Raw genomic sequence first — 25,766 nt, forward strand, 5'->3', positions numbered from 1 at the left:
TCAGCCTTGGCACTCTCACACGAAGACAAAGGCCGGGCTTCAGCCCCTTGGGTATGCCTTCACCCAAGCACCCCAGAAAATTGTCAAGCCCCCACCTGCTTAAAACCACCCGCATCCATCACATTCCATGCCACTTACGAGAAGAAGAAACTTGCCCATTTACCCCATCCAACCTGATACGATTTAACTAGATATCAGGAAAAACCCCGGCCGCAACCGGGGTTCGTGCACTAAGTCTGACGAATCCCTTTATTTTGACGACTTTAGGGGTTAACTCACCTGCTTGCACGACTTTAGCCCTACCCGTACGGACTATCTCGCACATTCCAGACCACTTAAGCCCCACGCCGCGTTCTTTTTTTCGCCTACTTTTCCACAGCCTTCCACAGCCGAACAGGCATGCAGATAATCCACCCAAACCCGCCCATTGGGCTAAGTAAGCAGGAAGCAGGCCATGGTCAAGCTCTCGCCGCTGGCTAACCGGCGAGACCGGACAGTTCCTTTGGAAGGCCGAATATAATCTTGGCGGAGGCGGCGCATGCGAACGACGATCGAGCTGCCAGAGCCAACCTATCGCAAAGCGGAACAAGCCGCCCATGCACAGGGAGGCACCATCGAGGACTTCATCCTACGCGCATCCGAGCGAGAGTTAGAGGCTGGGCCTGTTGCCGCTTCCTCTTCCAGGCGCGTGGTCTCACCGCTCCTGCCCTCAAAGCAGCCAGGCGTGATGGATTTGAGAGACTTCAACTTCGATGACCTTCTTGCCTGATGTCAACGTTTGGATTGCGCTCACTTCCGCTCGGCATGTCCACCAACCCATTGCCAACGGGTTAGCAGCCAGTTCCCGGACCATGTGCATACAAAAGCCACAAGAGAACCACCTAACTGAATAGCTAAATTACCTTTCTCGAGCAGAGTATTTCCCAATGCGATAAAGAAGATGCTCGAATGGAGTAGGTAGAGAAGCGCGGAAATATACGGGTAAAGTTGCTGCCTCTTCCCTTGAAGGACAAACCGAGCAATAAGCGTTGTCGCAAGATATCCAGTCATCGCAAACTCGATCAAGACAAAGACGCCGATTCCCGCTATCATTGAAGGTGAAAGGTCGTTTTGAAGTGGAGGCTGGATAGACCACGCCTGCAGGAATGCCATCAAGCATATGACAAGGCAAGTCCCGAAGGCTTCACTCATAATTTCCAAGAGCCAGACAGCTAGCCCGGGCCTCACTTGCACGGATGGGCCAACTTTACTGTTTCTTCCAATCAAATCCATCTCCTTCCCTCAGCCTGAACGCTGACCTAGCGTACTTTCGAGTCAGAGCAAAGCCGCACTGTTGAGCAGCCTTATCGTATGGCTGCTAAGAAACATGGCTTAAGCGCGCATCACCGCCAGCCGTTCCCGCACAAACCCCGCAATCTCCTCCGTCACATACCCCGGCAGCTTCATCTGAAATCTCGGCACCCCCTCGATCAGCTTCAGCGAAACTCCACTCCACTCCGGCCTTCCTATCTCCAGCTCCGGCAGCAGTACCGCATCCGCCCGATCCAGATACCGCAGCGCCGACTCCTTAAAATCCTTCGTCGCCGGGTCGAGTACTGTCAGAAAAACATCCGGCCTTAGAAAACGCAGAATGCTGTTCGACTCCGCAATCACATTCCCACCCTCCGCCTGCGCCCGCTCGAACTCCTTCCGCAGCCGAGGCATCGCCTCCGCAAGCTGCCCCTGCCGCGTCCTCACCCAGAACGACCGCACCGCCCCCGCCTCCAGGTACCGCGCCGAGTCCGTTCCCGTCGCCCCGTCGCGCTCCTCGCTCACCGCAATCGTGTGCTCCGCCGTCTCGCAGTCGCACGGCTCCCCGTTCGCCGAGCACACCCCATGCCCGAACTGCGTAATCTTGAACGCCGTCCACCGCATCTCCGGCAGCGCGCGGATCAGCCCCGCAACCACGCTCGTCTTCCCGATATTCCGCGTATGCCCGCCAACCACCACAATCGCCATAAATGAACCTTCAAGCGGCCATCCTGCGCCACAAATCTGGGTGCCCCATCCATCGCGCCTCTGTCTCACGCGATGGGTGGGACATTCGTGCGAGGCACGAACCGCACTACCTCTTCTTCAACGAAGCCAAATCCCTCAAATACTCCTTCAACGGCCGAGCCGGCCGGCCCCAGAACACCTGCCCCGGCCCCTGCATCTTCTTATTGCTCAGAACCCCTGCACCTCCCCCAAGTATCACCCCTCGACCAACAAGAGCATGTTCGCCGATCCCCACCTGCCCGCCCAGAATCGCCCCATCTTCCACCACGCTCGACCCCGAGATCCCCGTCTGGGCCGCAATCACCACGTTCCGCCCAATCACGCAGTTATGCCCGACATGAACAAGGTTATCGATCTTCGATCCCGCGCCAATCCGCGTCTCACCCAGCGCTCCGCGATCGATCGTAGTATTGGCCCCGACATCGACATCGTCCTCGATCACCAGCGTCCCCTGCTGCGGAAACAGCACATACTCGCCCGTAGAAGAGTCCCGTGCGTATCCGAACCCCTTGCCGCCCAGCACCGCGCCCGCCTGCACACTTACGCGATCACCCAGCAGGGTCCCGGAATAGATCGTCACCCTCGGGCCAATCTCGCACTCCCTACCAAGCTTCACGCCCTCTTCCAGCACACACCCCGCGCCAATCCGCGTTCCTTCACCCACCCTCACTGTCTTATGCACGACCGCGGTTGGATGGATCTCCGTCACTCCAACCCGCGCACTCAGCCGCATCGCCACCTTCGCAAACGCCAGCCGGGCATCCGCAACGCGAACCACCCGCGAATCATCAACAGCCTCAGCCGCGCGATGCCAAGCGAGAATCATACCCGCCGCCGACTCCACCGCCGCAGCCAGCGTCTTCGCATCCGTCGCAAACACAATCGAACCAGCCTCAGCGGCCTCGATGCTCGACACCGCCAGCAACTCCGCCCCAGCATCCGCTCCAGACGCAAGCTCTACGCCGAGCCACGCTGCAATCTCTCCCGCCTTCGCCATCAGTAGATTCCCTCTTCGCCCGGTGGCCGTGTCTTCCAGCGCCGGTGCATCCATAGCCACTGGTCAGGATATGCCCGAATATACGACTCAATCACGCTGGTAAATCTTGCCGTATTCGCGACCGCATCGCGCTCAGCATCTCCCGTGCTTTCAAGCTCGATTCGTTCGCCGAACCGAAGCACATAGGCCCCCTTGTCCTCGTCCCACAGCAGAAAACCGGGCACCACCGCGGCCCCCGTCTTCGAAGCCACCCGAGCCATGCCCGAAGCCGTCGCCGCCATCCTCCCGAAGAACGGCACAAACACGCCCTGCGGTGGAGTCATGTTCGTATCCATCAGGATCCCCACCGTCTCACCGCCACGCATCGCCGCAATCAAGCCCCTGGCAAAGTCATCTTTGTGCAACACCTTATTTCCGTGTAAGCACCGGATGCGATTCACAAACTCATCAACGAGCGGATTATCCAGCCGCCGAATCACCATCCCCATCGGATATCCCATCAGAGAATGATGAAAGCTCGACAGCTCCCACGCACCCAGATGCCCTGTCAGCACCAGCACACCCTTACCCCGGTTCCGCGCCGCGAGATAGTTCTCCAGGCCGTCATATTGAATCAGGCTTCGCGCCACCTCCGGCGTGTAGCTCGACATCTGCGCGAACTCCGCAAGCAGGTATCCCAGGTTGCGATACTCCCGGCGCAGCGTCTGCTCCCGCCGCTCCTCGCTCCAATCCGGAAATGCCAGCTCCAGATTCCGAAGCCCAGCCATCCGCAGCCGCTTCAGCGCTGCATACGCAAAGGCACCCACGCCGGCTCCCACGCCTCTCGCCACATCGCGCGGAAGCGCTCCCAACACGCGAGTGATGCACCACACCACGACAAACTCAAGCCGGTGGCGTGTGGTCACACGGGGTCGCGAAGGGCCGGATGAAATAGCTTTGCTCAAGCCTTCAGTCTACCTGTTGCCAAAACTTCAACGTACAAAAGCAAAAGGCGACCCGAAGGCCGCCTCTCTCGCTACAAGCTCGACTCTGCTTACTGGTTGTCGCGCGAAACGATAAAGTACTTCGCAACCGTGCGAACGAACGGCTTCGCTTCGGTCGGAACGACCTTGTCTCCGTGCAGCACGGTCTGGAACGGAATGTCCGCGCCGTAGAATGTCCGCGTGTCATCGGCGTTCTGCGACAGAACCGTCCCATCAAGGTCGATGCCAGCAAACAGGCCCTTGCTACGCGAGTACGTCAGGAACTCTGCATTCAGCTTCCAGTCTGTTCCCGCCTGCGCATTGCGGCCCACTGGACCGGCAGCAGCAGCAGCATCGCCGCCAATCTTGAACTTCGACTTCAGCATGTCCTGGAGGCCATTCTGGTTCATCGCAACCAGAACAAGGTCAGTCGACTGTCCGCCAATCTGGAAGCCGAAGCTGCCACCGGCAAGCTGAACAAACACCGGCGAACTCCAACCATTCGGCGTGCGGCAAGTTGCGACGCCCTGGCCATATTGTGCGCCAGCGATGAAAGCACCCTTCTTGAACGAAGGAATCACCACGACGCAGGAAGCGCCCGCGAGGATGCTCTGCGGAATGCCCTTATCCGGAGTCGCCATCACTTCGTTGATGACATCGCGCGCGCTGAGGAGACGCTCATCCAGCTTCGCCTTGTCCGCTTCTCCAAATGCTGCCAGTGAACTCGCTGCCAGCGCCATCGTGCAAACCAATCCCGCAAACTTTTTCATGTCCGTACCTTTCAGTGGTGGAACTTTGTTGGACCGACGAGACCGCAGGTGGCGGCTACTCAGCAATCAATCCAATCTCATGACATCAGATGGGCTCTGAGACAGATGAGTTGCACGGCCACCTGATTCCATTCGCTTCCTTGCTGGATCGGATGAGCAAATCCGCAAAAAAATGGGGGTTGCGAGCCAGGAAGAATTTTCATTCTGCCCAACCCTCAACCCCACTCTCCCAAGTCTGTGTAACTGGAGGAAGCATCGTTCAGCCCAGCCGATCCTTCAAGGGTACCGAGGTCTGTAGACTTTCGTTACTGCGACGTTTACTCCAAAGTAAACATGGCATTACCACTGGCTCGAGGCTTCCCCAGACGGTGCTAGCTGGCTTGCATGCCCCGGCGCTGCGCCTTCGCCCCGCCCTGGGCGGCCGATCGGTGCTTCACCGCGAACATCGTTAGCTCAATGCGGTTGGCCACTCCCGCCTTGCGCATGATCCTTCCCATATGGGCCTTCACCGTAAACGGACCTATCCCCAGGCTCAACCCAATCTCGCGATTGCCCTTGCCGTCCAGAAGCAACCGGATGATCTGGCTCTCCCGTTCAGTGAACCGAACCGAAGGATCGATCCTGTCCGGAAGCCGTTGCAGCAGATGCCGCTCCGCCAGATGGGAGAGCACCCGGCGCGTAGCCCAGATCGACCCCTCACGCACGTTGAGCAGAGCATGGCGAAACTCCTCGGCGCTCGCATTTGCGCCCAGAAATCCCTTTGCCCCTGCCGCAATGACGCACTCCACATAGGTCTCATCGTGGTCAACGCCAATGACTAACACGCGAGTAAGTGGTCGTCGCTCTCGTAACCTTCTCAGCATCTCGAAGAGCGGCTCGCTCGAACCCGCGTCGACCAGGAGCACCTCTTCGAGGTCGTCCAGCAACGCCTCTTCAAGGGTGAGTGGAACGATCTCTATTCCGCAAGGATCGCCGTAGACCCCTTGAATTCCGGCGATCCTCATACTATTGGAAGCGACCAGACGCAGTCGTTCCTGCGCCACCAAAGTGCTTTCCTTCATCTCTCCACGACCTTTGCTCTGTATTTGAGGCCAATAGACAAATGCAGTTACGCAGCGATATTACAGCTTTGGAAGCACAATACCAGTCTGATTTTGATATTTACCTTTTCGGTCCGCGTAGCTTACCTCGCAGACCTCGTCGGATTGGAAGAAGAGAATCTGGCACAGCCCCTCATTCGCATACACCCGCGCGGGGAGAGGAGTCGTGTTCGAAATCTCGAGAGTTACAAACCCTTCCCACTCTGGCTCGAAGGGCGTGACGTTCACGATGATCCCACAGCGGGCATAGGTCGACTTCCCAACGCAGATCGTCAGCACATCCCGCGGAATCTTGAAGTACTCGATCGATCGAGCCAGCGCGAACGAGTTCGGCGGAACGATGACGCTCGGGGCCTGCACGGTGACGAACGAGCGTTCGTCGAACGCCTTGGGATCAATGATCGCGCTGTTGACGTTGGTGAAGATCTTGAACTCATCCGAGACCCGGAGGTCGTAACCATACGACGACAGTCCATAGGAGATGACGCCATCGCGGACTTGCTTTTCGCTGAAGGGCTGGATCATCTTGTGTTCGGTTGCCTGTTGCCGAATCCAGCGGTCGCTCTTGATTGCCATAGTGTTTTCAGTGTCCCTTTCCAAATCAGCAGGTAACCGCCAGCACGTCCCGCGGTTACTTGCGTGTGCCGCAACATGAGCGCTGAGCTTCCCGAACCATTAACTTTACGGCACGCTAAACTCATTGACAACGCAGCTTACGATTTCTACCATCGGTACAACAGAGCCCGGCAAGCCTGTTCTACCTCCGACACGCAGATTACCGGAGAGCATGGTTCGCAGTCACACCACCGCTCGATCCGCGCATCCGCTGTCGCAACAATCCGGCAACCATCTCGGCTATAACCCCACGAAACACCAAGGAAAGGTACTCCCTCGTGATCAAGCAGGACCTCATACAAAGAGTCGTCGAGCGTACTGGACTTCCAAGGTCGAAAGCAGAGTTGGCCGTCGATGCCATCTTCGAAAGCATGAAGCGGACCCTGGTCACCGGCGAACGGATCGAATTGCGGGGGTTCGGAGTCTTCACCGTGAAGCCGCGGAAGACCGGAATCGGACGCAACCCGAGGACAGGTGCCGAAGTGAGCATCGCCCCAGGCAAAGCAGTTCGATTCAAGCCGGGCAAAGAGCTGCATCTTATCGATTAGCCGGACTCTGTTTCCGCATCTCATCAAACGTTAGCAACCCGCTCGACTTGCACTCCAGTCGTTGTGGAACTCGTTCGTCCATACCCCGGCACTTCCAACTGTCCGGCTGAACTCACTTGCTTCGACGCAGAGCTTCTTCGAACTGAACTTCTTATCGCTGTGAGCGAATCGCCTCACGCAGCCTGCACCACTTTCAAACTTTTTTGCTCTGTATCGAGGCCCCGCCGCACATGCCGCCCGTCCGCGCGACTACATCCATCCAACGCCGACATCCCCGGATTCAGGTTGGGATTCACGCTGAAAGTCCTCGCCCAGGTTCGGCTTCGCCGGCACGCTTCATACCCATTCCCATTCCGAAGACGTTTTCCGTCCTGCTTGTCCTCGTCGCCTTCGCCGCAGCCACGGCGATCGGGATGAGGTACATGTTCGACTTTCGCAACGGACAGCCGCCGCTTACCTCCTCGGTCGATCTCCTCCCGTTTGCCTGGGCATGGAGCCACCTGCAGCATGTCGCCGACGGTCTGCCGTTCTCTTTGACGCTCCTCGCCATCCTCGGTGCTCACCGGCTCGGACACTTCTATGCGTGCCGGTACTTTGGCATCGAAGACACAATCCTCGGCCTCGCCTCCTCCGCTCCTGGTCCAACGGCGTATTCCAGAATCATCGGCCGCGGCCGGTCCCACGCCAGCTCCCGGTCGGAACTGATCACCATAGGAGCGGCTGGCCCGATCGCCGGATTCGCCGTCGCCGTCGCAACGACCAGCTACGGACTCACCCACTCTGCGCCGATCGGCGCGCAGGTGGCTCCTTCCCTGCTCCGCATCTCCGCTCCCGCCCTGATTGGCGTCCTCAGATCCACGATGCTCGCCTCCTACCCCGACATTCCGCCGATTCTGCAGCTGCTGCCGCATCCCGTGCTGTTTGCCAGTTGGTGCGGTCTCCTCATCACCGCATGGACGCTCATCCCGGCGGGTCGGCTCGATGGTGGAGATATCCTCTACGCCCTCTCTCCACGGCTGCATAGAGTCGCGTCCACTTGTACTATCGGCGCACTCCTCTACCTCGGGACGTTCGAGTGGATCGGCTGGCTCTTCCTGGCCCTGGTCCTGATCCTGCCTTCCATGAGGCACCCGAGGAGTCTAGCCCGAACCTCGCTCAGCGTGGAGTGGCTGGTGTTTGTGCCACTTTGCGTCGCAGTCTTCCTGCTCGCCGCGTCGACGCAGCCCATAGCAGATATGAGCCTCACTCGCGTGCTGCTCAGGATTCATTGGGGCATCTGACCTGATAGAAGTGACCTCATTAAAGAGACGCCCAGGCTAGTCCAGATGGACGATCCCTCGCTGCTGCGCGATCCGCGCCGCCTGGGTCCGGTCCGTCGCTCCCAGTTTGCTCAGCAGATTGTTGATGTGCGTCTTCACCGTCGCCTCGGAGATGAACAGCGCGCTGGCGATCTCCTTGTTGCTCTTGCCCAGCGCAATCGTCTTCAGCACCTCGGTCTCACGCTCTGTCAGAGCATTTCCAGAGAGCCGCTCTGCCAGCCGCTCCGCAATCGCCGCCGGGATCTTCGAGCGCCCCCGGTGTACGGTCTCAATCGCCTCGACCAGTTCATCGATTCCCATCCCCTTCAGCAGGTAGCCCCGGGCTCCCGCCTGGATCGCGCGATAGATATCCTCATCACCGTCGAACGTCGTCAGCACAATCACGCGTGCATCGGGAAACTCTGCGCGGATGGCAGTGATGGTCTCAACGCCGCCCATCCCAGGCATACGCAGGTCCATCAAAGTCACATCGGGTTTATGAAGACGGAAGAGTTCCACCGCCTGCGCTCCGCTCGACGCCTCGGCGATCACTTCCATGCCGCCTACCATGCGCAACAACGCTACGAAGCCCTGCCGCACGACCTGGTGGTCTTCCACGATCAAGATCCGAATTGGTCCCTCTGTCTGCTCGCTCATCCTTGCTCCACTCTCTTGTTTGCCGTGTTCGCGCCAGAGATTGCCAACGACGCCTCAATCGACGTCCCAGATCCCGGACTGCTCTCAATCCTAAGCTTCGCACCAATCGCAGCAGCGCGTTCTTTCATTCCCTGAAGTCCGTAGTGCCCCTGAGGCGTCGAGGCAATTGGTAAAAATCCCTTGCCGTCGTCCGAGACCTTCAGCCGCAACCATCCCGTATCGTACTTCAGCAGGACCTCCACAGCGGTGGCAGAAGCATGACGCACCGCGTTGCTGACCGCCTCCTGCCCAATCCGCAGCATCTCGTCCTCCACAGACCGCTCCAGCGGCCGGAACGTACCAGTGACCGTCAGCTGGATGGCTGCCGCGCTGCCTTCCTGCTTTCCGCGCACGGTAGCCGCCAGCCGCGCAGGAAGCGTCTCTGCCTCGGCGTCCGACTGCGCCGATCGCAGATTCCATATCGAACGGCGCGCCTCCTCCAGGCTGCTCCTCACCATCTCCTTTGTCGACTCCACCAGCCCTTCAATTGGCCCCGGCTCGGTCGGCCAGGAGCGCGAGGACTTTAGCATCCGCCCCACCATCTCAAGCTGCAGCGAGACTCCAACGTACCCCTGCGCCAGCGTGTCGTGGATCTCTCGCGCGATCCGGTTGCGCTCACCCATTACAGCCTGGTAGCTCGCCTCCACCGACCGCACCCGTAGCCAGTAGACACCATACGTCGCGCAAGCGACTACCAAAGCCAGCAGCAGATAGAACCACCAAGTCCGGTAGAACCTCGGCTTCACCACGATGACTATTGTGGCTGAAAATTCGCTCCAAACCCCGTCGCCATTCGAAGCCGACACCAGGAACTCGTACCTACCTGCCGGAACATTCGTGTAGTAAGCGGTGCGCCGCGAGCCAGCCGTCACCCACTCGTGGTCGAATCCCCTCAGCATGTACCGGAAGATCAACTTCTGCGGAGCCTGAAAGCTTGGCGCCGCATAGTGAATCGTGATCCGTTCGCGTCCGGCAGGCACCACAAGCGCTGCGCCCGACGCGCCATCAGCCCCATCCTCCACCAGCTGGTCGTCGATCGCCACCTGCTCAATCGCCGCAACAGGTTCTATCCTGCGCTCAAGATGTGACCCCGGCAGGACGGACGCCACCCCCTTCAGCGTCGCAAACCACAGGCTGCCATCCTGCATCCTCCATCCCGCCGGACGTCCGCCGCTGCTGCACTCGCTGATCTTCATGCCGTCCGCGACGCCAAATACCTCCGCTCCTGCCGTGGCAGCCCCCCGTCAGCAAGTGCGTTCAACTGCGCCAGCGGCACACGGTAGACACCTTTCGCAGTGCCCATCCACAAGTCCTTGGACTGATCCTCCAGCACGCTGTAGATCTCGCTGGGTAACCCAGCCTTGCTCGCCGAAATCGCGGTGAACCCACCTCCGCGCAGCCGCGTCAGCCCCGCCCCATGCGCGGCGACCCACAGGGTCCCTTCGCTGTCCTCAGCCAAGGTCGTGATCGCGTCGCCACCCAGCCCGTCCCGCTGCGTGAAGTTCTTGAACCCCGTCCCATCGAACCGGCTCACACCGCCCAGCGTCCCCACCCAAAGCGTCCCGTCGCGCGCGCGCAAGATGCTGCCGATGAGATTGCTGCCCAGCCCGTCCAGAGTCGAGTAAGACGTGAATCGTCCATGCGCATAGTGCGATAGCCCGCCCCGAGTACCAATCCACAACGATCCGTCCTTGTCGGTGTAGAGCGACCGCACAAAGTCATCCGGCAGGCCATTTGCAGTCGTAAACAGCTCAAACCTTCCATCGTGCAGACGATTCAATCCATCCGGCGTTCCCACGAAGAGGTCGCCGCCAGACTCCGCCAGCGCCAGCACAACGTTGCTCGCCAGGCTGCCCGCGCCGCCGACACGAAACGTCGTCACCTTGCCGTTCTCGACTCGGTTCAGTCCACCACGGTTCGTCCCGATCCAATCCCGTCCCGCGTGGTCCTGAAAGACCGCCCGCACGAAATCATCGGACAGCCCATCCTGCACCGTCAACGTGGAGAACGCCTGTTCGCGCAGCACAGTCGCGCCGCCCGAGTCTGTCCCGAACCACATGTCGCCTTCGCTATCCTCGAAGATCGACAGCACTCCGGCAAGGTCGATCGGCTCCTGCAGCGCCCCGTCTGGTCCCAGCCGCGACACGCCGCCCTCGAAGACCACCCACACCGAGCCGTCGCGGTCGCGAAACAACTGTTCGACCCGGGCCGCCGTGATACCGCTTCCGGCAATGCGCTCCTGCCGTCCCGCTCGATACCGAACCAGCCCGTGGTCCGTGCCGATCCACGCTTCGCCGTTGGGCATCGGAAGAACAGCAGTCACGTTGGCACGCAGAGCGACAGAAACCTTCATGCCACCGCGAAACAAAACAACCCCTTCGTGGCCACCCACCCAGATATCTCCGTGCTCTCCAGCCGCTACAACCTGCAACTCTCCAATGTCTGTCACCGCAAACTTCGCTTCAACGACACCGGTGCTCTCTGTAACCGAGACCTCCTCGCGCCCGGAAGCTACCCACAAAACCCCGTCAGCACCCTCGGCCACCAACTCGCCGGAGACCCCCTGGAGAGATCGAATCCCCGCATCGCTACGAATCGCCAACCCACCATCCTGAGCGATCAGGACATCCCCATTGCGCAACACCTTTATCACTCTTGCCGTCGGAGTGACTCCAGGGACACGCGCGAATCGGCCACCCTCCAGCCTCACCAACCCACCCGCGCAACTGACCCAAATCGCGCCGTGCCTATCCATAGCCAACCCTTCAATCGAATCCCCCGGAAGCGCTGGCGTGTTGCTCCTGTCGAACGTTCGGAACTCTTGCCCATCGAAGCGCACCAGGCCACCCTCGGTCGCCAGCCACAGGAAGCCGTCACTCGTCTGCGCCACCGCGTGGACCGTGTTCTGCGGCAGACCTGAGTCGCTCTGCCAGCTCTGCCGCCCATACTGCTTCAGGGGCTTGCCCGGCTCGATCGCGTAACCGCCCCGCGCCGCCCCCCAAAGCAGCAGAAGCAGCACCATCATCCTGACCGGATGGGCAGACCCTGCTCTCACCTTCGCAACCGCTCTTCCGCGGACTCGCCCTGCGGCAGCCGCAATCCCCTCCGGCATCATTGCTTACTACAGTAAGCCCAATTGAGCCGTGCAGGAACGTGGTGCCTCCAACGTGTTACCCTTCTCCAAATCTCCATCGCACCCAGACATGAGATCCAAAGAAAACCCAGCCGAATCAGCAGCCCACAGCCAGCTCACCCAGCAGGTTGTAGAACACGTCCGCAGCCTCATCGACCGTGGCGAGCTCAGCCCCGGCGACCGTCTCCCGCCCGAACGTGAACTCGCCCGTACCCTCAAGATCAGCCGCTCTACCCTGCGCTCCGGGATCGGCTTCCTCTCCGCCATGGGCGTGCTCAAGAGCCGCCACGGCGCGGGCACCTTCGTCTCCACCGGCCCAGCAGCTCTCGACTCCAGTTCCCTGTCGGTCCTCGGCTCCCTCCACCACTTTCTTCCCTGGCAGATGTTTGAGGCCCGACTCGTCGTCGAATCGAGCATCGCCGCCCTTGCCGCAGAGCGCGCCACCGACGAGCAGATCGCCGAACTCTCCGAAGAGGTCACCGAGATGTACGCCTCGCTCGACGACCCCCAGCAGTACCTCGTCCACGACGTCCGCTTCCACCGGACGATCGCGCGGGCGTCGGGGAATCCGATTCTGGGGGCGCTCATGGAGACCATCGCCTCCAACCTCTACGACAACCGCCGTCTCACCGTCGACAACTCCCTCGACCTGAAGGAATCGGCGGGGATGCACCGCGAGATCTACCGCGCGATCCGCTCCCACAACCCGCCCGCCGCCCGGAAAGCCATGGAAGACCATCTGAACCTGGCCCGCATGTCGCAGGCCTCCGAGGCAGGGACCCCGCAGACGCTTACCGACACCCCGGCTGATCCGGCTAAAGCCCGCTAACAATCCTCTAAGCCGCCAGCCTTTTCTTTGTCATTCCCGAAGGGAATCTGCGTTTACGGTTGTATCTTCCTGCCTTCGCCCGATCTCGAGTGCTTCAGGCTTCTGCGATGCGTAGGGGAGAGGCAGCTCAAGAACAAAAACAAACGCAGATTCCCTTCGGGAACGACAAACAACGGAACAGAAGCCCTTCACGCTCAGCCGCTACACCTACCCCTTACACCCTGCTGGTAAACTGGCCTTTGCGATGCCTTCCGACAAAAAGTTCTACCTCACCACCCCGATCTATTACGTCAACGCGCGCCCGCACATCGGCCACGCGTACTCGACCATCGTGGCCGACGTCATCGCGCGCCGCCATCGCCTCCTGGGCGACGACACCTACTTCCTCACCGGCACCGACGAGCACGGCCAGAAGATCGAGCGCAGCGCCGCAGCCGCAGGCATCCCGCCGCAGCAGTTTGCCGATCAGGTCTCGAAGACCTTCTCCGACCTCTGGAAGCGGATGGGCATCACCAACGACGACTTCATCCGCACCACCGAACCCCGCCACAAGCAGGGCGTCCAGAAGCTCTTCGCCGAACTACAAGCGAACGATGCCATCTACACCGACACCTACACCGGCCAGTACTGCGTCTCCGACGAAGCCTACGTCGAGGTCGGCCCCGGCGAGCCCTGTCCCGACTGCGGCAACATCACCGAGACCATCAGCGAGTCGAACTACTACTTCAAGCTCTCCGCATACGGCGAACGCATCGCCGCCCGCATCGAGTCCAACGAACTGCTGATCCAGCCCGACTCCCGCCGCAACGAGATTCTCTCGTTTGTTCGTGGAGGGCTGAAGGACCTCTCAATCTCGCGCACCAGCTTCAAGTGGGGCATCCCCGTCCCAGGCGACGAGAGCCATGTCATCTACGTCTGGCTCGACGCGCTAGCCAACTACATGACCGCCGTCGGCTACGGCTCCGACAAGCCGGAAGACATCGCGAAGTTCGAACGCTACTGGCCCGCCGACCTCCACCTCGTCGGCAAGGAGATCATCCGCTTCCACTGCGTCTACTGGCCCGCCTTCCTGATGGCGCTGAGGCCCGCAAACTCACCGCTCACCGAGGCTGAGTGGAACGACAAGTGGTTGCCGAAATCGATCGTCGCCAACGGCTGGCTGCTCTTCGAAGAGTCGAAGATGTCGAAGTCGCGCGGCAATGTTGTTCGCACGGAGACCATCCTCGACGCCTTCGGCTCGCTCAAGCCCGACTTGCCTAAAGCGGAACAAGACCTCTTCGCAACGGATGTACTGCGCTACTTCCTTCTCCGCGAAATCCCCTTCGGACAGGACGGCAGCTTCAGCTTCGATGCACTGGTGCAACGATATAACAGCGATTTAGCGAACGGCTACGGGAACCTCGTAAGCCGCACTCTCACTCTTATTCAGACGAGCTTCCCTGAAGGGTTCAGCCAGATCCATTCGGCTCGCTTCTCTTCTGTGACGGTTGCAGACGGGTTACAAAGTGTTCTAACGGATCAATGGTATGTGGGTGAACCAAACGATACCGGAGCAGAAGAAAAACAAGAGACTCTAGAAGCAAGTGTGTCCCGCCGGTTTGCAAATCACGACTATCTTCTAGCAGTTCGTGAGATCTTTTCTTTCATCGGCCAAATCGACGGCCACATGTCGGTCAATGCGCCATGGAAACTGGCAAAGCAGCATGATGAGGCCTCTCGCTCAGCACTTGAATCCGTTCTTTATGCTTCCGAAGAATCTATCCGCATCATCACGGCGCTCCTCTACCCGATCCTGCCCTACGCCACGGCGCAAGTCTGGTCGCAGCTGGGCCTCGGAGACATCGAAGCAGCTGCGCGTAACGGCGAACTCAAAGACCTCAAATGGGGCGGACTGAAGCCCGGCACCAAGCTCGGCCCGCTCGCCCCCATCTTTCCCCGAGCCCCCAAGGAACTCATCCAAGCCATGATCGCCACCGAAGAAAACAACGCCCAGGCCGCAGCTGCCGCCAAGACCCAGACCAGCATCATCGACGAAGCTGCACCCACCGCCGAGGAGAACCATCCCTCCACCCACCCCGGTGCCGGCCCGCGCACGGCGATCTTCTCGAGCGACAATCCGGCCACACACGTTGCTGGAAGCGCCGCGCTCTCCACCGAGCGCCCGGGCACGCCCCCGCACACCGAAGCTCCTGCCTCTGCGCCGTTCGCAAACGCTGCAGCCGCATCGGACATACCCGACACGCCGCAGATAGCAATCGACGACTTCGTGAAGATCGATCTTCGCGTCGCCAAGATCCTCGTCGCCGAGCGCATCCCCAAGGCGGACAAGCTCCTCCGCCTCGAAGTCGATCTCGGCTACGAGAAGCGCCAGATCCTCTCCGGCATCGCAGAGTGGTACACGCCCGAAGACCTGATCGGGCGGAACATCGTCGTCATCGCAAATCTTGCTCCGCGCAAGATGCGTGGGCTGGAGAGCCATGGAATGCTGCTCGCAGCCAGCCATGGGGAGAATGGGAAGCCCGTGCTCGCCACCTTCGGTGAGGACATCGCCCTGGGGTCACGGCTGCGTTAGCGTCTTACGTCCCACCCATCGCGAGAGGCAAAGGCGCGCTGGATGGGGCACCCGGGCGTTCTGCTTCCCACATCTCAGAGGCGAGATGTGGGGCACCCTATAGTTGCCTTTGCTACTGTTTGTTTTTGCCGTCATCCTGAGCGCAGCGAAGGACCTGCCACTCCGCTAGTACACGAACACCGATCCTCCCTTTCAGCCGCATATGCTCATCGACTCCCACTGCCACCTCGACTTCTACACCGACGACCTTGAGCAGATCATCGCCAACGCAGAGACCGCAGGCGTCACCCGCCTCCTCGCCATCGGCATAGGCGATGGCCCATCCACGATGCACCGCGCCCTCGACATCGCCGCAGCGCACCCGAACATCTACGCCAGCGCCGGAATCCATCCGCAGGAAGCACACCAGGCCACTCCAGAAAACCTCGCCAAGCTATCGGCCCTTGTCGAACGGGAAAAGTGCATCGCAGTGGGCGAGATCGGTCTTGACTACTACCACGTTGAGAACCCCGATATCCCCACGCAACAGGCCGCCTTCATCGCGCAGATGAAGATCGCAGTCGCCGCGCGCAAACCCATCCTCATCCACTGCCGGACGAGCGAGCTTGCGACACCTGTTGCGAAGGAGAGATACGGCACAGCGAACGCCGAACAGGATCTGCTCGCGCTGATCGCGGAGCACTGGGCACCGCATGGAATTCCCGGCGTGATGCACTGCTTCTCCGGCGATCTAGACCACGCGAAGCGTTCGCTCGACCTCGGCTTTTATCTCTCGTTCGCGGGAAACCTGACGTATCCGAAGGCGCAGGGCATTCGCGATGCTGCGGCCTTCGCTCCGGCCGACCGCATCCTCGTCGAGACCGACGCGCCGTTCCTCGCGCCCGTTCCGCTGCGCGGGCAGCGCAACGAACCCGCCTTCGTTGCCCACACAGCATCCTTTCTCGCAGAGCTCCGCGGCATCTCCGCGGAGGCCCTCGCCGAACTCACCACAGCGAACTTCAGAACGCTCTTCCCCTCAGTCACATAAAGCACGAAGCCTGCGATAATAGAGATCGACCGCACCACAAGGAAAAAGACATGGCATCCGATAGCAGCTTCGACGTAGTCAGCAAGGTAGAGCTTCAGGAAGTAAAGAACGCAATTGACCAGGCGGTGAAAGAGATCACCTCCCGCTTCGACCTCAAGGACTCGAAGTCGAAGATCGAACTCGAAGGCACCGAGGTCATCCAACTCGCCTCCTCCGACGAATACAAGCTCACCGCCGTTAAAGAGATCCTCTCGCAGAAGCTGGTCAAGCGCGGCGTCTCGCTGAAGAACCTCGAGTTTGAAAAGATCGAGCCCGCCGCCGGGCAGAGCGTTCGCCAGAAGATCAAGCTCGTCCAGGGCATCCCGTCCGATAAGGCGAAGATCATTGTGGCCGCCATCAAGGACTCGAAGAAGAAGGCCCAGGCCAGCATTCAGGGAGACACCGTCCGCGTCGTGAGCAAGGACAAGGACACGCTGCAGGACATCATGTCGATGCTGCGCGCCAAGGACATCGGCGTCGATCTCCAGTTCACCAACTTCCGCTCCAACTAAGAAGCAGATCCTCCGCTTCGCCAAGGATGACAAGCGGTCTGGCGGAGGATATGCATCTCCCACTTCGGTAATACTTTTTTTCGCCCTATTTCCAAACCCGGCGGGAATCTTCACGTCCCCGCTGGTCCACAAAACGAACCGCAACGTAATCGTCACCCTGTTACTCTCAATTATTAGTGAGCACGCTCTCCATCGCGACGGCAAAAGAAGTCTTCGATCTGCTCCGTGACGACCTTGCCGCCATCGAGCGCGAGTTCGCTGAGCAGTCCGCCTCCCCGGTCTCCGTTATCACCGAGATCGCCGAGTACCTCATCGCGGGCGGCGGCAAGCGCATTCGGCCTCTGCTTCTGCTTCTGAGCGCGAAGTCCCTCGGCTGCGAGTCTGAGAGCCGCATCAAGCTCGGCGCCGTCGTTGAGATGCTGCACACGGCCACGCTCGTCCACGACGACATCATCGACGAGGCCGACACGCGCCGCGGCCGCCCCTCCTCGAACACCACCTGGGGCAACTCGAAGTGCGTTCTCGCCGGCGACTGGCTCTACATGCAGGCGTTCCACACGGCCCTTGAAGAGCGCAACTTCCGCGTGCTCGATCTGCTCATCTCGCTCACCCAGCAGATGGTCGAAGGCGAGCTGCTGCAGATGCAGAAGCTCGGTCACCTCATCAACGAGGAAGAGTACTTCGACCTGATCTATCGCAAGACCGCCTGCCTGTTCAAAGTCTCCATGCAGCTCGGCGCGGCCATCACGCACGCCAGCGACCAGGTGGACGGGCAGCTTGGCGAGTACGGCCGCAACCTCGGCCTCGCCTTCCAGATCATCGACGACGTTCTCGACCTTACCGCATCCGAAGAGGTCCTGGGCAAGCCCGTCGCCAGCGACCTTCGCGAAGGAAAAGCGACGCTGGCTGTCATCCATGCGCTTGAGCGCGGCACCGGAGCCGACCGCGAGGCCATCCGCAAGGTTCTCGCCGACCGCAGCTTCGCGAACGTCTCGCACACCCAGATTCTAGAGATCCTCAACCGCCACGGCTCGATCGACTACGCCATGGACACGGCCTGCGCCTACGCTGAGGCAGCAAGGCTTTCCATCGCCGACTTGCCCGATACCGAAGCGAAGAGAGCTCTGCTCTGGGTTCCTGGCTTTGTCACTAGCCGCGACCGATAAGCCCGCGACCGCATGAAACACTGTTCTGCTGCGCCAAAGCAGATTCCCTTCGGGAATGACAAACGAAGGGTGCTGGGACTGAGGGAGAGGGCACGCGCTTGCGGTCGGCGCACTATCGCGATGCCAGCGTCACTCCCTGCGGCTTGTGCTCTTCCTTCATCCTTTGCGTCACCCTTGCCAGTGCGGCCTGAGCTTCTTCGCGATGCGGTTGAACTCCCGGCCTCGCCAAGTAGGCATACAACTTGTCCGAGGCTTCAGCCCAGCGCTTTGCCAGCATCAGGGCGTTGGCCCGCATCAGGATGGCGTCGGTGAAGTCGTGAGGAGCGGCCTCCCACGCCTCAGAGCTCCACTTCAGAGCTTCATCGAGATCGCCAAGCCCGATCGCCGCGCGCGCGTGTTCGTACTTTGCCTGCCAGCATTCCGCCTCTGTGGGATCGAGGCTCAGTATCGTGTCCATCGCATCTTCGTAGCGATGCAGGCTGTTGTACGCGCCCGCAAGGATCAGCCCCGACCACTGAGCATCCGGCTCGCTCTTCCTGGCTGCATCTACATTCGCTATAGCCCCGGTAAAGTCGCGCAGCGCTAGTTGCTGGCTCGCCTGCAGGATGCGAGCGGCAGCGAAGGTTGGCGCAATCGCGAGTGCCTTTCCGCTCTCCTTCTCAGACTCTACCGGGCGATGCTTCACCGCGAGGGACCTGGCTTTCTCGAAGTGTTTCCACGCACTCGGCGGAATTTTCAAGGTTGCGACCGAGATGGTCGCAGGTCCGTGATACGTATAAATGTGGCCCTCACCCGGAGCTACCTGCCCGCACGCCAGCCCATCGGAGGCGATCACAAAGACCGCCGCAAGCAGTCCCACCGACACCGTCCGCTGTGCAACTCCTCCGCTGAGCATGAGAGCCATCCCCGCCTCCATCGCGACCTTCGCGAGATGACGTCATCGGCATCATCGCAGTGCGGGAGTACCGGGTGGGCGGTGAAACTCAGTAACGAAAGTGACCGCGTCCCAATACGGGACGGTCCCGCATCGACTGGCTCCCTCGCTCATCTAATGTTCAGAGAGATGACATCCCTTCACGATCAACGACTTCGCATCGCCGCCATTGACTTTCTGAACCCCGCGCCGCTCATGTGGGACTTCGAGCACGTGCCGCACGCCGCGAATCTTGCGACCCGTTACGCTATACAACGCATGTTGCCGTCGGAGTGCGCTGCCAGCCTCATCGCGGGCACCTCCGATCTTGGCCTCATCCCCATCGCCGCGCTTACGCCTGAGTTAGCCATCGTTCCCGGCTGCACTATCGCATCGCTCGACCGTGTCCGTTCGATCCAACTCATCGTTCGTGGCACACGGCCTCCTAAAGAGATAAAGACCGTCGCGGCGGACACTGCCTCTCGCAGCTCGCTCGCCTACGCCAACATTCTCTTCCGCAAATTCGTAGGCAACTCGCCAACCTTCGTTCCCCACATTGCAGATCCGGTAGCGATGCTGCAGTCGGCAGACGCTGCTCTGCTCATCGGCGATCCAGCCCTGCTTGCGCTTGAAGCCCGCGACTCCATCGAAGAGCAGGTCGGCCCCTGCCAATGGTTCGATATCGCGCACGAGTGGACCACTCGTACCGGCCTGCCCTGGGTCGCCGCTGTCTGGGCCGTCCGCCCCGAAGCAGTCGCTTTACCGGCCCAGCTTATCGATGACCTGAACCAGTCCCGCATCCACGGTCTCGGCCACATCGAAGAGTTGGTCGCCGAGTGGACGCCCCGCTTAGCCGTCCCTCCAGCCACCATCCATTACTACCTCACGCAGAACATCCACTACGCGCTGGACGAACCCTGCATTGAAGCGATTCGCCTCTTCCGCAGCTACGCCGCGGAGATTGATCTTCTGCCCGCGCTACCGCAGTTCAATTTCATCTAGTAGAAGTATCTTGATGCTGCGAGAGACCTGGCCGGTCGCGGCAGCGTCTCAATAACGACTGCACCGCTGCGAGGACCATGACGATCTCCCCCGCCACTCTCGCCCTGATACAAGCTGCAAAGCAGGCCACCCATCCTGGCCATCACACCAACAAGTTGCTCCATCTGTTCCTGCACTTCGGGGTCTTCGGGCTCTTCTTCATCTCGATCGTGGACTCGTCGTTCGTCCCGCTGCCCATACCCGGCGTCACGGACATCATGCTGGTGCTGCTGGCCGCGCAGAAGACCAACTGGATACTGCTCGTTGCGCTCTCCACAGCCGGTTCGGCTGTCGGCGGATTCTTCAGTTACCAGGTAGGCCACGCAGGTGGCATGGCCTTCCTTGAGAAGCACGTCCCCGCGCGCATCTTCAAACGAGTCTGCGGCTGGATGCAGGAACACGCCATCCTCGCCGTTGCGCTGCCCGCGATTCTTCCTCCACCCATGCCGTTGAGCCCGTTCGTGCTCGCCGCCGGCGCACTCAATATGGCGCGGTCGAAGTTCATGTGGACCTTCACCATCAGCCGGGCCATTCGTCACGCCATTGCTGTGTTCCTGGGTATCTACTACGGCCGCCACATCCTTCGCATCTGGAACGCCTTCTCCGAGAAGTGGGCAACCACGATCCTGGTTGTCATATGGAGCATTATCCTGGTCGGGTGTGCGATCGCCTTCTGGAAGCTCTATCAGACATCGCGCTCTGTCGGCACCCGCGCAGCAGAGCCTGAAGCCAGCTAAAGATCGCTAAGCTGTGGCGGCCACCTTCGTTTTCGGCGCGAACTTGCGCTTGTAGTAGATCGTGGTGAGTACGATCGCCGGAACTCCAACAGCAGTCGGCCAAAGCCAGAAGAAAAAACTGTTGCCGAAGAGGCGTGGCAGCGTCACGACGGAGAACGCTGTCCAGGCGGCGATATAGCTTCCGATCATGTTTCCCAGGTGCGAGTACCACCAGAACATCTTCTCCTTCGGCTTGCGCACGAAGCTGACCATTTGCACTGCGGCCAGCCGCATTCCCAGCAGGCCGAAGACAATCGCCACAATGCCCATGTGCTGCACCATCGCCGGAAGGAAGATCGCCAGCAACGCCAGCGCTGCGCTCGAGCAGAACGTGATCCCGCCCGCGATCCAGTCGACCGGCTCCGCGCTTCCGTCTCGGGCAAGCGCCTTCAACTTCGTCACGCGATAGCCGGAGAACGCTGCGTAGAAGCTGAAGACCGCCACCAGCGCCAGAAAGAGTACAGGACGATAAAGCGCCATCGGCAGCGCAGTGGCCGCCACAACGCCCATCGACCACAGATAGACCATCCCCCACAGCCGGTGCGCCTTTCCGCCCTTCGCCGTGGCCAGCGCCACGGGCGCAAGCAGGAAGGACGAGGCACCGGCAGCAATGTGCAATCCTAGAAAAACCCTCATCCACAAAGGATCATGCGTCATCCGAGCACCGCCGCTGAAGCTTTTGCGAAAAGCCTACAGCGTCAGATACGCGCCCCAGCCACCAATGTTCCCACCCTTCCCCAGCACAAGAGAAGAGGGCGAAGCCGCTGGCCTCGCCCTTCTACACCCGGTCCCCTATACGCTACACCCTGCTCCTTACTCCCACCGCAACAGCGTTGCCCCAACCGTATATCCGCCGCCAAACGAAGCCAGCAGCACCGTCATACCCTTCTGCAATCGTCCCTGCTCCAGCGCTGTATGCATCGCCAGTGGGATCGTTCCGCCCGTCGTATTTCCGTACTCGCCGATGTTGATCACGATCTTGTCTTCAGGCATTCCCAGCCGTTCAGCCGTTGCGAGGATGATCCGCTTGTTTGCCTGGTGCGGGATAAAGAGGTCCACATCCGCAGCGGTCAAACCATTGCGCGTCAAGAGGGTCTCGCTCAACTCGGCCATCTTCCGCACGGCTACCTTGAAGACCGCTCCACCCTCCTGGTGCACAAAGTGCATCTTCGCCTGCACCGTCTCCACCGTCGAAGGATGCAGGCTTCCGCCGCCCGGCATGTACAGCGAAGTCGCTCCCGAGCCATCGATTTCGTGGACGAAGTCCACAAATCCAACTTCGCCGGGTTCGCCCGCCTCCATCAATACCGCCCCAGCACCATCGCCGAACAGAATGCAGGTCGAACGATCGGTATAGTCCAGGATCGAGCTCATCACGTCCGCTCCGATCACCATCACCTTCCGGTGCGCTCCCGATTCGATCAACTTTGCGCCCATCTGCAGCGCATACAAAAATCCGGAACAGGCTGCAGAGAGATCGAAACCCCAGGCACCCTTTGCGCCGATCTTTTCCTGCACCAGGCACGCCGTCGCGGGAAACATCATGTCCGGTGTGACCGTCGCAACCAAGATCGCGTCCAATTCGCTCGCGGGAATTCCTCGCTTTGCCAGGCAGTCCCGCGCCGCTTCCGCCGCCAGATCGCTGGTAGCCACGCCCTCGTCGACCAAGTGACGTTGCTTAATTCCCGTTCGCTCGACAATCCAGGCATCGTTGGTCTCGACCATCTTCTCGAGATCCGCGTTTGTCAGCAACCGTGGTGGAACATAAGCCCCAACAGATGTGATCTTTGCAATACCCTGGGCCCGCGCCTGTTCGCGCGGCTTCAAACTCAAACTCAATCCTTCACCTCAAAAATGGTTCTAAGACAGGATACAAAACTACTACAAATGAGTGACGATTCATTTATGGAGTTTGTCGCCTTTTGCCGCGAGCAACGAGGGATTGTCGGCCACAAGACACAGCGCATCCGCATCAGCCGAATCGACCCAGATTGTCAGTGGGGGAAGTTAATAGCACCGGGTGACCTACTGCGCCCGTAATTACCCGTTACCGTTGCTTCCTTCCGGACCTGGCGGGGTTGGCGGGATTACGTCGCGTAGGACCCGGCACTGCTTCATCTTAGCATCGGACGGGGCCAGTTCCAAACCGGCACAATACCTACTGGACGAAGAGCGTGCGCCCCGCTACTCTGTTGCCATCGTGCGCCATTTCATTGCTTCCATCGCCTTAGCGATTGCACTGTTCTCTCCTGCGGCTCGTGCCGACGATTCCTTCAAGACGGGCTTCGTGACGCGCATTGCGGATACCGGCGAGTTCGACGTGAACGGCATGCACGTCCTCATCGGACCCAAGACCGCCATCACCCTGAAGTCCTGGGAGGGTACAGCCGTCGGCGCACGAAGCGTGTCGACCAAAGAGACGAAAGTTCCCGCGCTCTTTCTCGGCGAGCGAGTCGAAGTATACGGCGATGTTTTGAACGGTTCGAGCGAGATCCGGGCAAAACGTATCCTGTTTTCGATGCCTGTGAACCGGGTAAGCGGCGTCGGCATCATCGATTTCGTGCCAGATTCCTCCGCCTCAAGTGAAGGCAGACTCTTCCGCGCCGACGGCTACGTCATGCTAATCCCAGCCGCGATAGGAGCGACCTTCGCCCCGCCACTCAAGTCTCTAGACGATCTCCATACCAACCAGTGGATTCGCTACCACGGCACGCAGCGCCCGGACGGTGTCGTCGTACTTGATAAGGCGGAGTTTTCGCCGAACACCATCAACCATCGCGAAGACGACCTACGTGCGAAGACCGACTACGATCCTGCCGTGATTGACAAGGGCGACGCGCAGAGCGGCGTCTCCAAAGTCTTCCAGGGCAAAGACATCAAGCGACTGCCCGCCTGGCACAATGCCGCGGTTCAGGCACGAGTGGATCGAATCGGCAACAGCCTCGTCCCAGCCTTTCAGAAGGCGCTCCCGGAAGACGACCCGACCCGGATCGACTTCCGCTTCCAACTCATCGACGAGCCCAAGCACGGCGACTCGTGGTCGATGCCAAGTGGCATCATCCTCGTCCCTTACCAACTCGTCACACGACTACCCTATGACTCGCAGTTGGCCGCAGTTTTGGCCGACAGCATTGCGGAAGTCCTGGAAAAGCAGGACCTCCGCACCATTCCCGCAAAGCACAAGATGCTGGCCGCCAACATAGCTGGAGCGGCGGCCGGTGCCTTCATCCCCGGCGTCGAACTCGCCCCGAGCGTAGCGAACTTCACGGTGGGCCAGTCGATGCGGCAGCATGCCCAACAGCAGAGCGCGCGCGTAAGCCTCTGCCTCCTCCACGATGCGGGGTACGATATCACCCAGGCCCCTATGGCCTGGTGGACCCTCGCAGGCGATCCGAAGGGAGGTCCGCCTCCAAAAGAGATGCCCGATCACAGCTCCTTTCTCTACAGCAGTCTCGGCAGCAGTTGGCGGGTTCCAAATCCGGCTCCCGAGAAGAACCTGTACCTCGCGCTCCATCCCTGACCGGCAACTCTTCCAAGGCCGCATCTAACCCAAAGTGCCCGATACGCAGGTCTCCAACTTGACGGCAGATCCGACTCCGCAGAGCCTGGCCGCGCCGCATCCCTACTTCGCCGACCTCTACACCTTCGACTGGTCGAAGGCGTCCTTCGCCATCCCCGCGCTCTGCTGCGTCTCCATTGCGCTCTGTTTAGTTGCGGGTGTGCTTGTCGGACATCCCGCTGCCGGCCTCATCGCTGGTGGCGGAGCCATGACCATCGGCTTCGGCATCAACCAGCGCATCGCCGACTCTCGCCTTGCGCCCATGATCTTCGCCACCTTCGCGATGGCCCTCTCCACCCTCGTCGGCATGACCGTAGGCCACCACGGCTACGAGATCCTGATCGCCGCCGGCGTCTGGAGCTTCGTCTACGGCCTGCTCACCGCGCGCGCCGCGGGCATCGCCTGGGTCGGCCAGCAGGCCGCCGTGACCTTATTCGTCACCTCGGCCTTCCCTGCCGGCCCGCGCGCCGCTGGGGAACGCGCCCTGCTCATCTTCGCTGGGGGAGCGCTCCAGATCCTTATCACCTCCTGCACTCTCCACCTGATTCCAGAGCTGAAGACCCAGCTCTTCGAGTTCCACCGCCTCGCCATTCAGGCCCCATTCGAGCAGACCTCCGACTTGCTCTCCCACTCCGACGCCCGCCGTCGGGCGCTACACACTCTTCGCGAGATCCCACTCTCGTTGCCACAGCTCTCACACACCGCTGGGTTCGCCTATGCCCTCCGCCTCACCGTTACGGTCGTTCTCTCTGCCGAAGCGTATCGCCGCCTCGGGATCGAATCAGGCTACTGGATTCCCATGACCGCCCTCCTCGTACAGAAGCCTGCCTTCTTCGAGACCTTTGTCCGCGCCCTGATGCGCATCGGCGGAACGCTTGCCGGGGCCGTGCTGTCGACCTTCGCCCTGGCCCACCTGCATCCGGATCCGCTCGTGCTGGCGATCCTGGCGACACTGGCTGCCTTCCTTGGTTATGTCACGAATTCCGTCAACTACGCGCTCTTCTCGACCTGCCTGACCTCGTACATCGTCTTCCTGCTCTCGCTGAACGCGCTGCCCGGCCCGGTCATCGCGCACCGCCGGGCTCTCTGCACGATTGCCGGTGGTGTGATCGCCCTGGTCATTCACCTCGACGCGCTTCGCCGCCACCGCGACCAGCCCACAACGACATAAGACCA

At 60.5% G+C, this 25,766-nt stretch carries 25 protein-coding genes and 1 other RNA gene; 12 read left to right on the forward strand and 14 right to left on the reverse strand.

The genetic code is table 11. The features are described from left to right. The first annotated feature begins 538 nt into the window (after positions 1-538). Positions 539-769, forward strand: a complete 231-nt coding sequence (locus tag OHL18_RS11220; protein ID WP_263374946.1) for a hypothetical protein — start codon at positions 539-541, stop codon at positions 767-769. Between the two features lie 20 nt (positions 770-789). On the opposite strand, the gene OHL18_RS11225 is transcribed toward OHL18_RS11220, so the two are convergent. The 7 genes from OHL18_RS11225 to dcd form a co-directional block, all read right to left on the reverse strand. After that, a complete protein-coding gene (locus OHL18_RS11225) occupies positions 790-1,191 on the reverse strand; it encodes a hypothetical protein (protein WP_263374947.1) in 402 nt (133 codons plus the stop codon). A 180-nt stretch (positions 1,192-1,371) separates the two neighbouring features. Next, the gene (locus OHL18_RS11230; RefSeq protein ID WP_263374948.1) at positions 1,372-1,998 is read right to left on the reverse strand and encodes a hypothetical protein; all 627 of its coding nucleotides are present in this window, start codon (positions 1,996-1,998) and stop codon (positions 1,372-1,374) included. Between the two features lie 106 nt (positions 1,999-2,104). Beyond that, positions 2,105-3,034, reverse strand: coding sequence for a UDP-3-O-(3-hydroxymyristoyl)glucosamine N-acyltransferase (gene lpxD / locus OHL18_RS11235; RefSeq protein ID WP_263374949.1), 930 nt, complete (start codon positions 3,032-3,034; stop codon positions 2,105-2,107). Beyond that, a complete protein-coding gene (locus tag OHL18_RS11240; RefSeq protein WP_263374950.1) occupies positions 3,034-3,939 on the reverse strand; it encodes a lysophospholipid acyltransferase family protein in 906 nt (301 codons plus the stop codon). Before OHL18_RS11240 ends, lpxD begins: the two co-directional genes overlap by 1 nt. A 128-nt stretch (positions 3,940-4,067) precedes the next feature. Further along, positions 4,068-4,766 carry a lipid-binding SYLF domain-containing protein gene (locus OHL18_RS11245; protein ID WP_263374951.1) on the reverse strand — a complete coding sequence of 233 codons (699 nt, stop codon included), beginning with the start codon at positions 4,764-4,766 and terminating at the stop codon, positions 4,068-4,070. Between the two features lie 371 nt (positions 4,767-5,137). After that, positions 5,138-5,827, reverse strand: coding sequence for a response regulator transcription factor (locus tag OHL18_RS11250; protein ID WP_263374952.1), 690 nt, complete (start codon positions 5,825-5,827; stop codon positions 5,138-5,140). 60 nt (positions 5,828-5,887) lie between these two features. Next, positions 5,888-6,442: a dCTP deaminase gene (dcd, locus tag OHL18_RS11255; RefSeq protein WP_263374953.1), complete on the reverse strand. Its 555-nt coding sequence runs from the start codon at positions 6,440-6,442 to the stop codon at positions 5,888-5,890. Positions 6,443-6,759: 317 nt separating this feature from the next. On the opposite strand from dcd, the gene OHL18_RS11260 reads away from it, so the two are divergent. Together OHL18_RS11260 and OHL18_RS11265 are read left to right on the forward strand one after the other, a co-directional pair. Beyond that, on the forward strand, positions 6,760-7,029 hold the full coding sequence (locus OHL18_RS11260) for an HU family DNA-binding protein (protein ID WP_184216606.1): 270 nt from the start codon (positions 6,760-6,762) through the stop codon (positions 7,027-7,029). Between the two features lie 230 nt (positions 7,030-7,259). Beyond that, positions 7,260-8,309, forward strand: a complete 1,050-nt coding sequence (locus OHL18_RS11265; RefSeq protein ID WP_263374954.1) for a site-2 protease family protein — start codon at positions 7,260-7,262, stop codon at positions 8,307-8,309. A gap of 36 nt (positions 8,310-8,345) precedes the next feature. Here OHL18_RS11265 and OHL18_RS11270 read toward each other — a convergent pair whose 3' ends face one another. Genes OHL18_RS11270 through OHL18_RS11280 form a run of 3 tightly spaced genes read right to left on the reverse strand, consistent with a single transcriptional unit; the run spans position 8,346 to position 12,078 of the window. Next, the gene (locus OHL18_RS11270; protein WP_263374955.1) at positions 8,346-8,984 is read right to left on the reverse strand and encodes a response regulator; all 639 of its coding nucleotides are present in this window, start codon (positions 8,982-8,984) and stop codon (positions 8,346-8,348) included. Next, positions 8,981-10,219 carry an ATP-binding protein gene (locus OHL18_RS11275; RefSeq protein WP_263374956.1) on the reverse strand — a complete coding sequence of 413 codons (1,239 nt, stop codon included), beginning with the start codon at positions 10,217-10,219 and terminating at the stop codon, positions 8,981-8,983. The genes OHL18_RS11270 and OHL18_RS11275 overlap by 4 nt, the downstream gene beginning before the upstream one ends. Then, the gene (locus tag OHL18_RS11280) at positions 10,216-12,078 is read right to left on the reverse strand and encodes a ligand-binding sensor domain-containing protein (protein ID WP_263374957.1); all 1,863 of its coding nucleotides are present in this window, start codon (positions 12,076-12,078) and stop codon (positions 10,216-10,218) included. The genes OHL18_RS11275 and OHL18_RS11280 overlap by 4 nt, the downstream gene beginning before the upstream one ends. 148 nt (positions 12,079-12,226) lie before the next feature. On the opposite strand from OHL18_RS11280, the gene OHL18_RS11285 reads away from it, so the two are divergent. From OHL18_RS11285 to OHL18_RS11305, 5 genes are all read left to right on the forward strand, one after another. Further along, positions 12,227-12,985: a FadR/GntR family transcriptional regulator gene (locus tag OHL18_RS11285; RefSeq protein WP_263374958.1), complete on the forward strand. Its 759-nt coding sequence runs from the start codon at positions 12,227-12,229 to the stop codon at positions 12,983-12,985. 244 nt (positions 12,986-13,229) lie between these two features. Further along, complete coding sequence (gene metG / locus OHL18_RS11290; protein WP_263374959.1) at positions 13,230-15,557, forward strand: methionine--tRNA ligase; 2,328 nt, start codon at positions 13,230-13,232, stop codon at positions 15,555-15,557. 202 nt (positions 15,558-15,759) lie between these two features. Further along, positions 15,760-16,584, forward strand: coding sequence for a TatD family hydrolase (locus OHL18_RS11295; protein WP_263374960.1), 825 nt, complete (start codon positions 15,760-15,762; stop codon positions 16,582-16,584). A gap of 50 nt (positions 16,585-16,634) precedes the next feature. After that, a complete protein-coding gene (locus OHL18_RS11300; RefSeq protein ID WP_263374961.1) occupies positions 16,635-17,135 on the forward strand; it encodes a YajQ family cyclic di-GMP-binding protein in 501 nt (166 codons plus the stop codon). A 176-nt stretch (positions 17,136-17,311) separates the two neighbouring features. Further along, complete coding sequence (locus OHL18_RS11305) at positions 17,312-18,301, forward strand: polyprenyl synthetase family protein (protein ID WP_263374962.1); 990 nt, start codon at positions 17,312-17,314, stop codon at positions 18,299-18,301. A gap of 112 nt (positions 18,302-18,413) precedes the next feature. On the opposite strand, the gene OHL18_RS11310 is transcribed toward OHL18_RS11305, so the two are convergent. Continuing rightward, on the reverse strand, positions 18,414-19,205 hold the full coding sequence (locus tag OHL18_RS11310) for a tetratricopeptide repeat protein (protein WP_263374963.1): 792 nt from the start codon (positions 19,203-19,205) through the stop codon (positions 18,414-18,416). Between the two features lie 159 nt (positions 19,206-19,364). On the opposite strand from OHL18_RS11310, the gene OHL18_RS11315 reads away from it, so the two are divergent. Beyond that, positions 19,365-20,216, forward strand: coding sequence for a menaquinone biosynthetic enzyme MqnA/MqnD family protein (locus OHL18_RS11315; RefSeq protein WP_263374964.1), 852 nt, complete (start codon positions 19,365-19,367; stop codon positions 20,214-20,216). A gap of 77 nt (positions 20,217-20,293) precedes the next feature. Beyond that, positions 20,294-20,992 carry a YqaA family protein gene (locus tag OHL18_RS11320; RefSeq protein WP_263374965.1) on the forward strand — a complete coding sequence of 233 codons (699 nt, stop codon included), beginning with the start codon at positions 20,294-20,296 and terminating at the stop codon, positions 20,990-20,992. Positions 20,993-20,998: 6 nt separating this feature from the next. On the opposite strand, the gene OHL18_RS11325 is transcribed toward OHL18_RS11320, so the two are convergent. The 3 genes from OHL18_RS11325 to ffs all read right to left on the reverse strand — a co-directional run bounded on the left by OHL18_RS11325 (position 20,999) and on the right by ffs (position 23,140). After that, positions 20,999-21,667, reverse strand: coding sequence for a DUF2306 domain-containing protein (locus tag OHL18_RS11325; protein ID WP_263374966.1), 669 nt, complete (start codon positions 21,665-21,667; stop codon positions 20,999-21,001). A 177-nt stretch (positions 21,668-21,844) separates the two neighbouring features. Beyond that, positions 21,845-22,864, reverse strand: coding sequence for a beta-ketoacyl-ACP synthase III (locus OHL18_RS11330; protein WP_449727817.1), 1,020 nt, complete (start codon positions 22,862-22,864; stop codon positions 21,845-21,847). A gap of 178 nt (positions 22,865-23,042) precedes the next feature. Further along, an RNA gene (ffs, locus tag OHL18_RS11335) (signal recognition particle sRNA small type) lies at positions 23,043-23,140 on the reverse strand. Positions 23,141-23,231: 91 nt separating this feature from the next. Between ffs and OHL18_RS11340 the strand changes: the two genes are divergently transcribed. Then, positions 23,232-24,551, forward strand: coding sequence for a M48 family metalloprotease (locus OHL18_RS11340; protein ID WP_263374968.1), 1,320 nt, complete (start codon positions 23,232-23,234; stop codon positions 24,549-24,551). A 58-nt stretch (positions 24,552-24,609) separates the two neighbouring features. Then, on the forward strand, positions 24,610-25,761 hold the full coding sequence (locus OHL18_RS11345) for an FUSC family protein (RefSeq protein WP_263374969.1): 1,152 nt from the start codon (positions 24,610-24,612) through the stop codon (positions 25,759-25,761). The last annotated feature ends 5 nt before the right edge of the window (positions 25,762-25,766 follow it).

The organism is Granulicella aggregans (assembly GCF_025685565.1).
Lineage (GTDB): Bacteria > Acidobacteriota > Terriglobia > Terriglobales > Acidobacteriaceae > Edaphobacter > Edaphobacter aggregans_B.